Source organism: Paenarthrobacter sp. UW852 (assembly GCF_024608385.1).
GTDB lineage: Bacteria > Actinomycetota > Actinomycetes > Actinomycetales > Micrococcaceae > Arthrobacter.
This window is the reverse complement of the sequence record NZ_JAMSGY010000012.1, coordinates 94,999-109,848: the sequence shown is the minus strand read 5'-3', so window position 1 is coordinate 109,848 and position 14,850 is coordinate 94,999. Positions and strand designations below refer to the sequence as shown.

General features: G+C 63.8%; 14 protein-coding genes. 8 read left to right on the top strand and 6 right to left on the bottom strand.

All coding sequences use genetic code 11. The features are described from left to right. Positions 1-265 precede the first annotated feature (265 nt). Positions 266-1,312, top strand: coding sequence for a LacI family DNA-binding transcriptional regulator (locus NEK97_RS18265; RefSeq protein ID WP_257371150.1), 1,047 nt, complete (start codon positions 266-268; stop codon positions 1,310-1,312). Here the strand turns inward: NEK97_RS18265 and NEK97_RS18260 are convergent. Continuing rightward, positions 1,304-2,764 (bottom strand): lipase maturation factor family protein, encoded by a 1,461-nt coding sequence (locus NEK97_RS18260; RefSeq protein ID WP_257371149.1) that lies wholly within the window; start codon positions 2,762-2,764, stop codon positions 1,304-1,306. The two genes, NEK97_RS18265 and NEK97_RS18260, sit on opposite strands and share 9 nt — an antisense overlap. A gap of 85 nt (positions 2,765-2,849) precedes the next feature. Between NEK97_RS18260 and dxr the strand changes: the two genes are divergently transcribed. From dxr to NEK97_RS18235, 5 genes are read left to right on the top strand one after another with little or no spacing between them, the layout of a single operon-like run. Continuing rightward, entirely contained in the window at positions 2,850-4,037 is a 1,188-nt protein-coding gene (gene dxr, locus NEK97_RS18255) for a 1-deoxy-D-xylulose-5-phosphate reductoisomerase (protein ID WP_257371148.1), read from the top strand. Positions 4,038-4,070: 33 nt separating this feature from the next. After that, positions 4,071-5,402 carry an RIP metalloprotease gene (locus tag NEK97_RS18250; RefSeq protein ID WP_257371147.1) on the top strand — a complete coding sequence of 444 codons (1,332 nt, stop codon included), beginning with the start codon at positions 4,071-4,073 and terminating at the stop codon, positions 5,400-5,402. Between the two features lie 43 nt (positions 5,403-5,445). Beyond that, positions 5,446-5,739, top strand: coding sequence for a YciI family protein (locus NEK97_RS18245; RefSeq protein ID WP_257371146.1), 294 nt, complete (start codon positions 5,446-5,448; stop codon positions 5,737-5,739). Between the two features lie 48 nt (positions 5,740-5,787). Continuing rightward, positions 5,788-6,954: a flavodoxin-dependent (E)-4-hydroxy-3-methylbut-2-enyl-diphosphate synthase gene (gene ispG / locus NEK97_RS18240; RefSeq protein WP_235521789.1), complete on the top strand. Its 1,167-nt coding sequence runs from the start codon at positions 5,788-5,790 to the stop codon at positions 6,952-6,954. Continuing rightward, entirely contained in the window at positions 6,917-7,795 is an 879-nt protein-coding gene (locus tag NEK97_RS18235; protein ID WP_257371169.1) for a GNAT family N-acetyltransferase, read from the top strand. Before ispG ends, NEK97_RS18235 begins: the two co-directional genes overlap by 38 nt. 13 nt (positions 7,796-7,808) lie before the next feature. Here the strand turns inward: NEK97_RS18235 and NEK97_RS18230 are convergent, their stop codons facing one another. From NEK97_RS18230 to NEK97_RS18220, 3 genes are read right to left on the bottom strand one after another with little or no spacing between them, the layout of a single operon-like run. Beyond that, complete coding sequence (locus NEK97_RS18230; RefSeq protein WP_257371145.1) at positions 7,809-8,420, bottom strand: TetR family transcriptional regulator; 612 nt, start codon at positions 8,418-8,420, stop codon at positions 7,809-7,811. Next, on the bottom strand, positions 8,417-9,160 hold the full coding sequence (locus NEK97_RS18225; RefSeq protein ID WP_257371168.1) for an ABC transporter permease: 744 nt from the start codon (positions 9,158-9,160) through the stop codon (positions 8,417-8,419). Before NEK97_RS18225 ends, NEK97_RS18230 begins: the two co-directional genes overlap by 4 nt. A gap of 8 nt (positions 9,161-9,168) precedes the next feature. Further along, positions 9,169-9,918, bottom strand: a complete 750-nt coding sequence (locus NEK97_RS18220) for an ABC transporter ATP-binding protein (protein WP_235521791.1) — start codon at positions 9,916-9,918, stop codon at positions 9,169-9,171. A 505-nt stretch (positions 9,919-10,423) separates the two neighbouring features. Between NEK97_RS18220 and NEK97_RS18215 the strand changes: the two genes are divergently transcribed. Both NEK97_RS18215 and NEK97_RS18210 read left to right on the top strand, forming a co-directional pair. After that, positions 10,424-12,235, top strand: a complete 1,812-nt coding sequence (locus NEK97_RS18215) for a proline--tRNA ligase (RefSeq protein ID WP_257371144.1) — start codon at positions 10,424-10,426, stop codon at positions 12,233-12,235. Continuing rightward, the gene (locus tag NEK97_RS18210) at positions 12,232-13,029 is read left to right on the top strand and encodes a TSUP family transporter (RefSeq protein ID WP_235521793.1); all 798 of its coding nucleotides are present in this window, start codon (positions 12,232-12,234) and stop codon (positions 13,027-13,029) included. The genes NEK97_RS18215 and NEK97_RS18210 overlap by 4 nt, the downstream gene beginning before the upstream one ends. A gap of 7 nt (positions 13,030-13,036) precedes the next feature. On the opposite strand, the gene NEK97_RS18205 is transcribed toward NEK97_RS18210, so the two are convergent. Beyond that, positions 13,037-14,056 (bottom strand): aminoglycoside phosphotransferase family protein, encoded by a 1,020-nt coding sequence (locus NEK97_RS18205; RefSeq protein WP_257371143.1) that lies wholly within the window; start codon positions 14,054-14,056, stop codon positions 13,037-13,039. 34 nt (positions 14,057-14,090) lie between these two features. Next, the gene (locus tag NEK97_RS18200; RefSeq protein ID WP_257371142.1) at positions 14,091-14,819 is read right to left on the bottom strand and encodes a VIT family protein; all 729 of its coding nucleotides are present in this window, start codon (positions 14,817-14,819) and stop codon (positions 14,091-14,093) included. Between the last annotated feature and the right edge of the window lie 31 nt (positions 14,820-14,850).

Sequence of the window (14,850 nt, the reverse complement as noted above, 5' to 3'; positions counted from 1 at the left end):
TACGGGCTCGACGCTGATGGCCCGGCTGCTCGTATAAAAAGCCGCACTCTGCGGGGAGGGATCAACTTCGATCGCCAGTTACCCTGAAAGCTTTTCGAAATGTTTCGGAAGTTCTTTCGAAAGTGCCCACCAAATTTAGCCGTGAGCTATGTCACCGTCAAGGGTGTCCGTCAAGAATCTTTCCCGCCATAGCTTCACGATTGACGCCGAGGCCGATGCTGCTGCACACTAAAGCAACACCGAAACTTTTCGAAAGCAGACTTTTATGGCCCCCGAAGACCAACCGTCAAAAATGACGCTTTCCGCTGTGGCCCAAGAGGTAGGAGTGTCGGTCCCCACGGTCTCCAAAGTGGTAAACGGGAGGGCCGACGTGGCTCAGGGAACCCGCACGCGGGTCCTGGAGGCTCTCCAGCGGACTGGCTATAAGACGCCGCTCCAACGCAAGGGCAAACCCGTGCAACGAACGGTGGAAGCCGTCTTCGACTCGTTGAATTCCGCCTACAACATGGAGATCCTCAACGGCGTCATGGAGCAGGCCAACGTCTCCGGCATGGAAGTGGTGCTCTCGGTGACGGGCCTGCAGGCTCCGCCGTCCCTGGAGCCCGAGGAGCGGGCGCAGCGCATGATTGACGAAGGACGCAGCGGAATGATCGTGGTCACCTCGGCCTTCGGGGCAACGCAGCTCGAAGCATTCCAACGCCGCCAGATCCCGATCGTGGTGATCGACCCCCTCAACCCGCCACCATCGAACCTGTTCAGCGTGGGCGCGAGCAACTGGGCCGGCGGCAAAGCAGCTGCCATGCACCTCCTCGAACTCGGGCACCGCCGGATCGCGTTCATCGGCGGTCCCGACACCGCCGAGTGCAGCCAGGCCCGCCTCCATGGCTACATGGCTGCCCTCATGGCCGAAGGCATCACTGTCGAACACGAGTATGTCTCGGCCGGGAAGTTCCGGCCGGAGAACGGTGCCGCCGCCTTCAAAGCGCTGTTGGCCCTGGAGGATCCGCCCACCGCGATCTTCGCCGGCAGCGACAGTATCGCTTTGGGCGTCTTGGCTGAGGCGCGGCGTCAGGACGTGCGGATTCCGGAGGAGATGAGCCTGGTGGGCTTCGATGGGACCTACCAGGCGGAGGAGTCCATCCCACCCTTGACGTCGGTGAGCCAGCCGCTGCAGGAAATAGGCCGATCAGCCTTGAACTTCATCCTCCGCCAAATGCAGGGGGAAGAAATCGACTCCAGAAGGGTGGAACTGGCAACTCACCTCGTTGTCCGCGAGTCCACTGCGCCGCCGCGCGCAACAGCGCTACGCTAGGTCCCGTCGTCGTGGGTTCAGCTGCAGTGGCGGGATGGCCTCATACAGCAGCACCCGCACCCAACGGTCCCCGGTTTCGCGGAACTCCGCGCGACTGGCGAAGCGGTAAAGGTAGCTTCGCGCCCGGACCCACCGCGGGCGGCCGCCGTCGAACGGATCCCGTCGAAGCAGGTTGAGGGTGGGCTTGTCGGCCTCCAGTAGCCTGTCCAGGAAAGCGTAGAACCAGTCCTCATGGACGGTCCGCAGCGGCAGGAACCACATGAGCCAGTCCAAGCGAAGGTGGTACGGGGCCCATTGCCGCGGGAGCCGCCGGAGTTCCCCGGGCTTGCCCTTGAAACCGTACTCCAGCCAGTTCTCGTCAGGTGCGTCCGGCTCCTCAGCCATGGTGCCTTCCACCACGATCTCGATCCGCTGCTTCGTGACCGTCCCGAACGCGCCATAGGCGTTGACCAGCCGCCAGCGGTTGAAACTGGCATTCATCAGTTGGTGGTGGGAGAACAAGTTGAGCAGCGGACGGTAGCTGAACACCAGCAGCAGCGCCGTAACAAGCACGACGACGGCGAGCCACCACAACGGGGTTTCGGCACCTGGGTGCCACTCCAGCGGGATGGACGGAAAGACGGAGTGTGCCACGGGATCGCTCACGGCGGCGAAGGCCAAGACGATCGCCACCCAGTTCAGCCACGCGAAATTCCCGCTCGCCACCAGCCAGAGCTGGGTCACGATGATGATGCCAGCAGCAACGCTGGCCAGGGGCTGCGGAGCGAACAGGAAGAAGGGGACCACGAGTTGCGCAAAATGGTTGCCCAGCACCTCGAGCCTGTGGAGGGGCCGCGGCAGCAGGTGTGCCTGCCTGCTGAGTGGGCCAGGCATCGGTTGGGTCTCATGGTGGTAGAACATCGCGGTCATGTCCCGCCATTCACGACCCCCGCGGATCTTGATCATCCCGGCGCCGAACTCAAGCCGGAAGACCAGCCAGATGATCATGACCAGGACAGGGGTGGGCGGCGGTGTCTGGTCCGAACCCAGGAAAGCCACGATGAACCCGGCCTCGAGGAGCAGGATCTCCCAGCCGAAACCGTAGAACGTCTGGCCGACGTTGACAATCGACATGTAGAGCAGCCACAGGACGAGGAATGCCAGCAGCGGGAGCCACGGCGGCCCGGCCTGGGGGAGCCCCAAAACCAGCAGGGCCGCAACGGCCATGCCCGCCACGCAGACGATCCGGAGGAGGCCGTCCGAGTAGCGCCACCGAAAGAGGGTGGGCCGTGCCAGGCGGCGGGCCACTTCCATGAACTCCGGCACGGGAAGCAATCCATGCTCGCCCAGAAGGGCAGGAAATTGATTCAGCGTGGAGAGAAAAGCAACGAAGTACAGCCCGGCCGTGCCACGCTGCAGCACCTGCCGCGCGAACTCGTAATCCCAGGCATCAAGCCAGGACAGCCACTCCACGGTTCCACGGTACGCCCGGCCGGCGGTTCTCCACATAGCTCCAGGTCCGGTCGCTGCCTTCCCCGGTGGCTGGGATACTTAAGGAATGCAGCCGCGCAAGATCGTCATCCTCGGGTCCACCGGTTCCATCGGCACACAGGCGCTAGACGTCGTCGATGGCGCGCCTCACCGCTTCGAGGTGGTGGCGCTCAGTGCGGGCGGCGGAAACCTTGGACTCATTGCGCAGCAGGCCGTCCATACCCGTGCCCAAGCGGTGGGGATCGCCCACGGGGACCCTGCGACGCTACGGCAGATGATCGATGCCGCTGCCGCCTCCGAAGGCATCGGAGGATTCACTCCGGAAATCTTCGTCGGCCCGGATGCCTCCACCCGGATCGCAGCCATTGCGTGCGACGTTGTCCTGAACGGCATCACAGGCTCCATAGGGTTGGCCCCGACGTTGGCCGCGCTCGGCACGGGAGCAACGCTGGCCCTGGCCAACAAGGAATCACTGATCGTCGGCGGCGCGCTGGTCAAGGCTGCAGCACGCCCTGGCCAGATCGTCCCCGTGGACTCCGAGCATTCGGCCATAGCGCAGTGCTTGCGCTCAGGCACTGAGCCGGAAGTCGAAAAGCTGATCCTCACCGCTTCGGGTGGCCCGTTCCGTGGCCGCACGCGTGAACAGCTTCATGACGTCACACCGCAGGAGGCCCTTGCCCACCCCACCTGGGACATGGGCCTGATGGTCACCACCAATTCGGCCAGCCTGGTCAACAAGGGTTTGGAAGTGATCGAGGCCCACCTGCTCTTCGATGTTCCGCTGGACAGGATTGACGTGGTGGTCCACCCCCAATCGGTGGTTCACTCGATGGTCCAGTTCGTGGACGGCTCCATCATCGCCCAGGCGTCGCCGCCGGATATGAGGTTGCCCATCGCCCTGGGGTTGGGGTGGCCTGACCGTGTTCCGCGCGCCGCTCAGGCCTGCGATTGGAGCCAAGCCACCAGTTGGACGTTCGAGCCACTTGATACCGTGGCTTTCCCAGCCGTGGATCTCGCCAAGGACGCCGCGAAGCAGGGCAGTACGTTCCCGGCCGTGTTCAACGCTGCCAATGAAGAAGCGGTCGAAGCTTTCCATGCCGGGCGCATCAGGTTCACCGACATCGTGGACACGGTGGAGTCCGTCCTCAGCGAACATTCAGGCTCCTCGGAGCTTACGGTGGAGTCCGTGCTGGATGCTGAGAAGTGGGCACGCGCCCGAACCCACGATCGTTTAGCCAGCAGCAGCGCCCTGTAGCCTACAAACCCTTATGGAAGCAGTCCCACCGGTATGAGTCCCGTCCTTCTCTTCATTCTCGGAGTCGTCTTCGTCGCCATTGGCGTAGCGGTCTCCATCACGTTGCACGAGGTAGGCCACCTGGTGCCCGCGAAGCTCTTCAATGTCCGAGTCACCAAGTACATGATCGGCTTCGGGCCCACATTGTGGTCCCGGAAAAAGGGCGAAACGGAGTACGGCTTCAAGGCCCTTCCGCTGGGTGGTTATGTGGCCATGATCGGCATGTACCCGCCCAACAAGGACGACGGCGCCGTCCGCCCTTCCAGTACAGGAATGTTCCAGACACTGGCCACCGAAGCGCGTTCGATGGCGCACGAGGAAGTGGGTCCGGGCGACGAGAAGCGCGTGTTCTACAAGTTGCCGGTCTGGAAGAAGATCATCATCATGCTCGGCGGTCCCGCCATGAACATGATCATCGGCCTGATCCTGCTGGCGGTGCTGCTGATGGGATTCGGCGTGGCCCAATCAACCACCACAATCGCCGACGTTTCCAAGTGCCAAGTCGCTGCGGGCCAGACTGTGGACCCTGATTCCGCGGACTGCAAGCTCACCCCTGCCGCAGCTGCCGGGCTCCAGCCGAATGACACCATCACCTCCTTCGACGGCAAGGAAGTGACCAACTGGGACGAGCTGACCAGCTGGATCCGGGCATCTGCGGGCAAGGATGTTCCCATAACCGTGCAGCGCAACGGCACGTCGGTGGAGACCACTGTGACGCCGGTACTCTCCTCCCGGCCAGTGGTCGGACCTGACGGACGCGCGGAGCAGGACGCCAACGGTGTCCTGAAATACCAGGAAGTCGGATTCCTGGGAATCGGCGCCCAGAGCGCACTGGTACCCCAACCGGCGTCGGCTGTCCTTCCCTTGGCAGGGGAGAACATCAAGCAGATCGCCGGTGTGATCTTCAACCTGCCCGCCAGGGTGGTGGGCGTCGCGAAAGCGGCCTTCAGTGAGGAACCCCGGGACCCCAACGGTCCCATCAGCGTGGTGGGCGTCGGCAGGGTGGCCGGCGAAGTCGCCGCCATGGAACAGGTGCCCATGCAGGCGCGTATTGGAACCTTGGTGGGCTTGTTGGCCGGGCTCAACTTCGCGCTGGCGATCTTCAACCTGATACCGCTCCTGCCCTTGGACGGCGGCCACGTTGCTGGCGCCCTGTACGAGGGCGCACGCCGCCAAGTGGCCAGGTTGAGGGGAAAACCCGACCCCGGGGCCTTCGACATCGCCAAACTGCTGCCTGCTACCTATGTTGTGGCCGCGTTGCTCATGGCCATGGGTGCGCTCTTGATCTACGCAGACATCGTCAAGCCCGTGAACATCTTTGGCTGAGCTGTGAATATTCTCGGCGGGGCAGGCGGGATAGGCTAGCTCCATGACTGTTTTCGCTGTTGAGTACGTATACGCCGCCGATTCCGAAGCCCTTCGCGATGAAACCCGGCCGGCGCACCGTGCCTGGCTCGGCGGACTGGCCGAGGAAAGCACGTTGCTTGCCAGCGGTCCGTACGGTGACGGCGCTGGTGCACTGTTGATCTTCAAGTCTGCGGATGAAACCCAGCTCAACGACCTCCTCAAGGAGGATCCGTTCGCTGCAGCCGGCGTTATCGCCGGAATCCGAACCACGGAATGGTCCCCGGTCATCGGTGTCCTTGCCTCTCACACGTCCTGACACGGCCGTCCTCCACTACATCGCCCCACCCCAACCCAAGGAGTCCACGTGACCTCGGTCAGCCTGGGAATGCCAGCAGCCCCACCACCCGTTCTTGCCCCGCGACGTAAGACGCGGCAGATCAAAGTTGGTTCAGTGGGCGTTGGTTCTGATTCGCCCATCAGCGTTCAGTCGATGACCACCACGCCCACCACGGACATCAACGCCACGCTGCAGCAAATCGCGGAACTCACGGCATCAGGCTGTGACATTGTCCGCGTCGCCTGCCCGTCCGCCGATGATGCCGAAGCGTTGCCCATCATTGCCCGCAAGTCGCAGATCCCGGTGATCGCCGACATCCACTTTCAGCCGAAGTACGTCTTTGCGGCCATTGAGGCCGGCTGCGCAGCGGTCCGTGTAAACCCCGGAAATATCCGTAAGTTCGATGACCAGGTCAAGGAAATCGCTGCGGCTGCCCGCGATCACGGCACGTCCATCCGGATCGGCGTCAACGCAGGCTCCCTCGAGCCCGGCATCCTGAAGAAGTACGGCAAGGCCACCCCGGAAGCCCTTGTTGAGTCCGCTGTCTGGGAAGCCTCCCTCTTCGAAGAGCACGGATTCCACGACTTCAAGATCTCGGTCAAGCACAACGACCCCGTCATCATGGTGGCCGCCTACGAGATGCTCGCCGAGAAGGGCGACTGGCCCCTGCACCTCGGTGTGACCGAGGCCGGACCTGCCTTCCAAGGCACCATCAAGTCGGCCACGGCCTTCGGTGCGCTCCTGTCGCGCGGTATCGGCGACACCATCCGGGTCTCCCTGTCTGCGCCGCCGGTGGAAGAGATCAAGGTTGGAAACCAGATCCTGCAGTCCTTGAACCTGCGCCCCCGCAAGCTCGAGATCGTGTCCTGCCCATCGTGTGGCCGCGCCCAGGTTGACGTCTACACGCTGGCCGAACAGGTCACCGCCGGCCTTGAGGGCATGGAGATCCCGCTGCGCGTCGCCGTCATGGGCTGCGTCGTCAACGGACCAGGCGAAGCACGTGAAGCGGACCTTGGTGTGGCTTCCGGCAACGGCAAGGGCCAGATTTTCGTCAAGGGCGAGGTCATCAAGACTGTGCCTGAGAGCCAAATTGTTGAGACACTGATCGAAGAGGCCATGCGCATCGCCGAAGAGATGGGGGAGGCCGATGGCGAAGATGCTGTCAAGGGTAGCCCCGTGGTTAGCGTCTCGTAACGGGACCGGCTTGGGAGTCAGGGTGCTCGGCAGTGCCGACACCCTGGCCCTTCGCGAGCTTGCAAGCGAAGACGTTGTAGCCAACGTCTTCATACTCTCGCACTTGGACAGTACGGGTACGGCGGCGCCCACCAGCGGCGGTGCCAGTATCTTCGGAGTGTTCGACGATACGACGCTCCTGGGGGCCTGTTGGGCGGGAGCAAACCTGGTCCCCGTGCAACTCGATCCCGGACTGGCGGGGTACGTAGCCAACGCCGCCCACCAGACGGGTCGACGTTACGCGTCCATCTTTGGGCCGGCCGACACAGTGCTCGCGCTGTACTCCCGTTTCGAGCAGTTGGGGCACTCCGCCCATGAAGTCCGCTCCCAGCAGCCGCTCCTGACGATTTCCGGCACACCGACAACAAGCCCCAATCCTTCGCTGACTTTCGGCAGGATGGAAGACTTTGATCGCATCCTGCCTGCCTGCGCGGCGATGTTCGAGGAAGAAGTTGGCTATTCGCCCTTCCTGGGCGGCCAGGAGTTCTACAGCAGGCGGGTTGCGGGGCTCATCCGACAGGGCCATTCGCTGGTGCACATTGATGCCACGGGCACGGTGATCTTCAAGGCCGAGCTGGGTGCCGTGACCCCGGACGTTACCCAGGTCCAGGGTGTGTGGATGAATCCGGAACTGCGTGGGCGCGGCCAGAGCGCCGGGTACATGGCCGCCGTCGTTAATCTTTCCCGCACCTTCGCTCCGGTGACCAGCCTGTACGTGAATGACTACAACGCCAAAGCCCGTGCCACCTACGAGCGGGTGGGCTTCGAGCAAGTGGGCACGTTCGCGACTGTTCTTTTCTAGGCCTATCCGCTGCTCAGCCGGAGGCGTCAAGGTCCCCAGTGAGGTAGCGCTGGATGTTCGGCGCAGTCAGCCGGACAACTTCGTCCCGGCCGGCGGAAGCCAGGGGCTCAAGCCGGATCACGTAACGGACCAGCATCAATCCCACCACTTGGGTCGCCACCAGGTTGCCCCGCATCCGGACCTCCTCGGCGGTTCCAGGAACGCCGGCCATGATCCTGGAGAGGATGGTGCGGTTCACCATTTCCCGCATCAGCGCCGTCTTGGCTTTGGAGCCGATGGTTCCCCGGACAAAAGCCACTAGGCCGTGCTGCGCCGGACCTTCCCACAGCCGAAGTACAGCACGGACGATCGCCTCCGCCCGCGCCGCCGGGTCCAGGTCTTCGACGCCGGCCAACACTTCGGCAGGATCTGCGGGCAGTTCAACGCTCGCAGCAAAGAGTTCGTCCTTGCCGCGGAAGAAGTGGTGGACCATGGCCGGGTCCACGCCCGCGTCCCTGGCGACTTGGCGGAGGCTTGTCCCCTCGAAGCCGCGTTCAGCAAAAAGATGGCGGGCTGCTGCGAGGATGGCTTCGCGTGAATGGTCGCCGGCGTTTCGGCGGCCCCGCCGCACTTGGGGGAGGCTCACCGGCTCTGCCTCCGCAGGGTCAGCGATGCCAGGACAAGGACGCCCACCACGATTCCGCCCATGATCAATGTGTCTTGCCACAGTGCCGCTGTGGCGTCGGCGTTTCCCGCGATTTCCTTAAGTGCATCCACGGAGAACGTCAGTGGCAGGACGCCTGAGATGGCCTCGAGGACCTGGTTCATGTCGTCCCGGGCCACGAAGAGGCCGCACAGCAGGATCTGCGGCACCACCACGACGGGCATGAACTGCACGGCCTGGAACTCGGTGCGGGCAAACGCGGAACACAGCAGTCCCAAGGCGACACCCAGGACGGCGTTGATGACGGCGATCATCACTACGAAGCCGGGGCTTCCCTTGATGTCGAGGCCAAAGACCCAGTAAGCAACGGCCGTGGCCACCAGGGATTGCAGGGAGGCCATGATGGAAAAGGCCAGTGCATATCCGAACAGCAGGTCGGCTTTGTGGATGGGTGTCGTAAGGAGCCGCTCCAGGGTACCTGAAGTCCGTTCGCGCAGCATGGTGATGGAGGTGACCAGGAACATCACCACGAAGGGAAAAATGGCCAGCATCATGAGGCCAACACGGTCGAAGGTCCGCGGGAATCCGGGTGGAAGCGTCTCGTTTTCATACAGGAAATAGACCGCTGCCAGCAACAGGGCGGGGACTACCAGGATCAGTGCAACGCTGCGGTGGTCGTGTCGCAGTTGCTCAAGGACGCGCCGGGTTGTGGCGATGGTCATGCGGACGTTCATGATGCCACCTCGCTTTCTGCCTGGCCGCGGTCAGCGGCCTTGATGATGGTCAGGAACGCCCGCTCCAGGTCATCGCTGCCTCCCCGGAGCGCCAGCTCGGCCGGAGTGAGTTGTGCCAGCAGGAGCCCTTCACGCAGCAGCAGGAGCGAGGAGCAGTGGGACGCTTCTTCCATGACGTGGCTGGACACCAGCAGCGTCGTGCCCGACGCGGCCATCGCCGCAAAGCGCTCCCATAGTTCGGCGCGGAGTACCGGGTCCAGGCCAACGGTGGGTTCGTCCAGGATGAGCAGTTTAGGGTGGGCCACCAGCGCGCAGGCCAGCGAAACCCTGCTGAATTGTCCGCCGGAAAGGTCGGCGGCTTTCTGCCGTGCCAGCGGGGCGAGTCCGACGGCGTCAATCGCCTCGGTGACGTCAGCCGCCGTCGCGCCGTGCATGGCTCCGAAGTACCTGACGTTCGCTTCGACGCTGAGGTCCCCGTACACGCTGGCGCCCTGGGTGACATATCCGACGTCGTGCCTTAGCGAGGCGCTGCCCGCAGGGATGCCCATGACGGTGACGGTTCCGCGGGTAACCCGCTGGACGCCCATGATGGCACGCATGAGTGTCGTCTTGCCGCTGCCGGAGGGACCCAGGAGTCCGGTAATCCGGCCGGGCCCGACCGTGAAGTCCAGGCCGCGGAGAATGTGTGTCCGCCCTCTGGAGACGTGCAGTTCCGTGGCCTCGATGGCCGCTGGAGCAGGGGACATGGTGGCCTCCGGCGATGCTAATAATTCATCAGTTGATGAAATTAAAATAGAACTGTCCGCTCGCTGGGTCAAGGGGTGAAACGAAAGGTCAAGGGACTCAAGTCCTTGAAAATGTGTCGGCTATCACATAGGTTCTTCCCAAGCCGTGTCGTTGGGGTACGGGTGATTGAGGGGGAATCGTGACAATGACCTTGAAGGGTGCCCTGTGCGCCCGCATCATCCGTGTGTTCGGCAATGACCAATACGTCCCAGCCGCAGGCAGTCCCGCTCCGCTGGAGGGAACGGGGAACTAGTCCCAGGACAGAGTCTGCGGCCACCGGCCGCTGAGCCACGCCATCGCAGGATGACCAGCCCACCGCGGCCAGGGGCTTCCACCACGCGACGGCGTGGCTCTTCTGTGTCCGCCGGGGTGACAGCCCCGCTTGTTCCGGGCGCGGCCCGCTGAGCCGGTAGATTAGTAGGCAGTTGTTTTTGCCACATCTGCCATAGAAACGGATACGTACCCGTGGTCCTTCGCCTTTCCCAGTTGTTCCTGCGCACCCTGCGTGAAGATCCCGTCGACGCCGAGGTCGCCAGCCACAAGCTGTTGGTGCGTGCCGGCTACATTCGCCGCGCGGCACCCGGTATCTACACGTGGCTTCCGCTTGGCCTGAGCGTCCTGCGCAAGGTCGAGGAGATCATCCGCCAGGAAATGTCCGCGATCGGAGCCCAGGAAGTCCATTTCCCGGCGCTGCTGCCGCGTGAACCCTACGAGGCCACGAACCGTTGGACCGAGTACGGCGAGGGCCTGTTCCGGCTCCAGGACCGCAAGGGTGCGGACTACCTCCTTGCGCCGACGCATGAGGAAATGTTCACCCTTCTGGTCAAGGACCTGTACTCCTCGTACAAAGACCTGCCGTTGAGCCTCTACCAGATCCAGAACAAGTACCGCGACGAAGCCCGTCCCCGGGCAGGCCTCCTCCGCGGCCGCGAGTTCATCATGAAGGATTCCTACTCCTTCGACGTCGACGACGCCGGCTTGCATGCCAGCTACGCTGCCCACCGCGCCGCGTACCTGAAGATCTTTGCCCGTCTCGGCCTGGAAGTCATTCCCGTTGCCGCGACCGCCGGTGCCATGGGCGGCTCGAAGAGTGAAGAGTTCCTCTTCCCCACTGAAATCGGCGAGGACACCTTCGTGCGTTCGGCAGGTGGGTACTACGCCAACGTCGAAGCTGTCACCACCGTAGTTCCGGACGACATCGACTTCACCAACGCACCCGCTGCCCGGGTCCTGGACACGCCCAACACTCCCACTATCGATACTTTGGTGGACGCAGCCAACCAGCTGGCACCCCGCAGCGAGTCCGATGGCGGCGCATGGGCCGCCGCTGACACGCTCAAGAACGTGGTCCTCGCCGTGACGCTGCCCACCGGTGAACGCCAGATCGTGGTGATCGGCGTACCCGGCGACCGTGCAGTTGACCTCAAGCGCGTTGAAGCGAACATCGGCGCGTTCCTGCCGATCGCCGGCGAAATCGGGCTCGAGGCCGCCAACGAGGACGACCTCAAGAAGCTGCCGTGGCTGGTCAAGGGTTACATTGGCCCCGGCCTGTCACTTGATGAGCCCGTGCTGGGGCTCGAGGGATCGTCCAAGGTCCTCTTCCTGGTGGACCCCCGCGTTGTTTCGGGTACGAGCTGGGTCACCGGTGCCAACGCCGAGGGCAAGCACGTCTTTGGGCTGGTCGCCGGACGCGACTTCACCTGGGACGGCGTCATCGAAAGCACCGAAGTGCGTGCCGGCGATCCCGCTCCTGACGGATCCGGCCCGCTGGAAACTGCGCGCGGCATCGAGATGGGACACATCTTCCAGCTCGGCCGCAAGTACGCCGCTGCCTTGGACCTTAAGGTGCTGGACCAGAACGGCAAGCAGGTAGTAGTCACCATGGGCTCCTACGGTGTCGGTGTTACACGCGCCGTGGCAGCCCTGGCCGAAGCGAACCATGACGACCGCGGCCTTGTCTGGCCACGTTCCGTTGCTCCCGCCGACGTCCACGTGGTGGCTGTTGGCCGTGGTGACGAGATTTTCGAGGCCGCCGAGAAGCTTTCCGCTGAGCTGGAGGCCGCCGGCCTGGACGTCATCCTCGATGACCGCCCGAAGGTCTCTCCCGGCGTCAAGTTTGGCGACGCCGAACTTGTAGGCGTACCCACCATCCTCGCCGTTGGCCGCGGACTCGTGGACGGTGTCGTGGAAGTCAAGGACCGCCGGAGCGGCGAAGCCGAGAACGTCCCGGTGGACAAAGCCGTGGATTACGTGGTCAACGCCGTACGAAACCGGTGATCTCCGGCTTCGAATCGATCCAGCTCACCACCCTCATCCTGATTGTGGTGGCTGGTTTCGCGGCCGGCTGGGTGGACGCAGTGGTTGGGGGCGGGGGACTGATCCAGCTCCCCGCCCTGCTGCTGGTGCCCGGCATCACGCCTGTCCAGGCCTTGGCGACCAACAAAATGGGTTCCATCTTCGGGACCACCACCAGTGCGGTCACGTACTACCGCCGGGTCCGTCCTGACCTGAAAACGGCGGTACCCATGGCTGTCATCGCCTTGGCCGGGAGCTTTGGCGGGGCGATCCTGGCGGCGTCGCTTCCAGCCAGTGTTTTCAAGCCCATCATTGTGGCTGCCCTGATCGCCGTCGCAATTTTCACCGCACTGCGTCCCAGCGCAGGGGAGCTGACAGCGCTCCGCCACGATGGCCACAAGCACTACGTCGTTGCCTGCCTGATCGGCGGGGTGATCGGCTTCTACGATGGTTTGATCGGCCCTGGCACGGGGTCGTTCCTGATCATCGCCCTGGTCTCGGCCATGGGCTATGCCTTCCTCGAAGCCAGTGCCAAGGCAAAGATCGTCAACATGGCCACCAATGCCGGAGCCTTGATCTTCTTCCTACCGCATGGATCCCTGCTCTGGGGCGTAGGGCTTGTCCTCGGCCTTGCGAATATGGCCGGCGGCTACTTGGGCGCCCGTACGGCAGTAGCCAAGGGGAGCGGCTTTGTACGCGTGGTCTTCCTGGTTGTTGTGGCCGCCCTCATCATCAAGCTTGGTATGGACGTCTGGAACGACAACTTCGCGGGCTAGCTTCTGCCTAAGCCGATTCCCCTGGACCGGGAAGGTCGTGCGGGGCCGGAAGGCCATCCAATGTCCGGCCGGCCAAGGTGCTGGCAACCCAGAGGGAACGGGCCAGATCCCCGCCGTGCGCGGGTTTTCCGGCGTACCACAAAGCATTCTCCACCTCACGGGCGATACTCCATTGCCGGGCGGCCTCGGGATCGAGCCCGGCGGCGAGGCTGAATTCGTGGCAGCGGTCGCGCAACGCAGCCTCCGGGTCAGTCCGTGAAAGGTCGCCAATGCGGTTCCACAGGATGGGTGCGACGGCGAATTCGGCCTCACCGATCTGGGGCTGCGGATCGATGGCCAGGTAGGCGTCGCGTCCGGCCTCGCTTGCATCCAGGGTGGCCAGGATGTTCATGAAATGCAGGTCAGTGTGGACCAGGACGTCTTTTCCGGCGCGACGGCCCACGGCACCCCGTGTTTGGCACACCTCCAGTGCAGCCTCCAGCAGCCACCTGGGGAACGGGCGGTCCAGCCGTTCCCATTCAGCTGGCAGTTCGTCGCTCCACCGTTCAGCTGTGGCGGCAATATGGTCCAAATCCCGCCATTCAGGCCTGTCGTCCGGCGCGATGGACAGTTCACGCATGATGGTTCCCCATACATCCCGTGCTTTCGCCAGCGGTGCGTCCTGGAGCCAGCGGGCAGCGTCCAGCCGTTCCAGCAGCATGGAGCAACTCGGCGCATCTGCGGCAAGGAGCCGGACCGCGCCGCGGCCTCCCCACAGCGTGAGTGCGTGGCGCTCCACCCGGGCTTCGTCATGGGGAAACGCGATCTTCAATGCTGCGGGCTGACCGTGCCGCACCACGGGCACCACCAAGGCTCCGTGGCCGTTCCAAGGCTCGGCGCCAGGAGCGAGGTCTACTGCGAGCTCCCAACGGTCCAGTGCATCGGAAATGAGGCCGGGGAGGCTGGCCAACCAGTCCCGGCCCGCAGAGTCACGGTTATACCGGGCGTGGAGGTCGCCTGGCATCGGAATCATCGCGCGAAGGGTCACGCGATCAGCCTAACGCCGCTGCCGCGCCAGCTATCTAGAAAACGCCGCTGGCACCCAAGAGCGTTCCAATGGAGAACGTTGCCGCCAAGGCAAGTGCGCCGCCAACAACCACCCGTGCTGCGGCGCGGAACCGGGGAGCACCGCCGATCCAGGCCCCCACTGCGCCGGTAATCGCCAGGGCCAGCAAGACCGCCGCGAAGGTGAGCGGCACCCGCATTTCGGGTGGTGGAAGCAGGATGGCCAGCATGGGCAGTACCGCACCCAGCGTGAAGGCAACCGCCGAGGCCAGTGCTGCATTCCACGGGCTGACGATGTCGTCTTCGTGGATGTTGAGCTCGGCAGAAAGGTGTGCGGCCAGTGCGTCGTGCTCCGTCAGTTCTTCTGCCACTGTCCGGGCAGTCTCGGGGCTGAGGCCTTTTGACTCATAGATAGCCGTCAGCTCGTTGAGCTCTTCCTCGGGTTCCTCGGCAAGCTCGCGACGTTCCTTTTCGATCAAGGCCCGCTGGGTGTCGCTCTGGCTGCTCACGGAGACGTACTCGCCCAACGCCATGGAGATGGCACCGCCCACCAGGCCGGCCATGCCCGCGGCGAGGATGCTCCCGGAGTTGGTGGTGGCTCCCGCCACGCCCACCACGATCGCCGCGACGGAGACGATGCCGTCGTTGGCGCCCAGGACTCCGGCCCGAAGCCAGTTCAGGCGGTGCGCCAGATCGTCCCGGTGGGGTTCGTTTTCATGCGTGGTCGCAGTTTCTGTGGAAGCCATGGATTAAGCCAAGCACCGCAGCCCGGGCTTG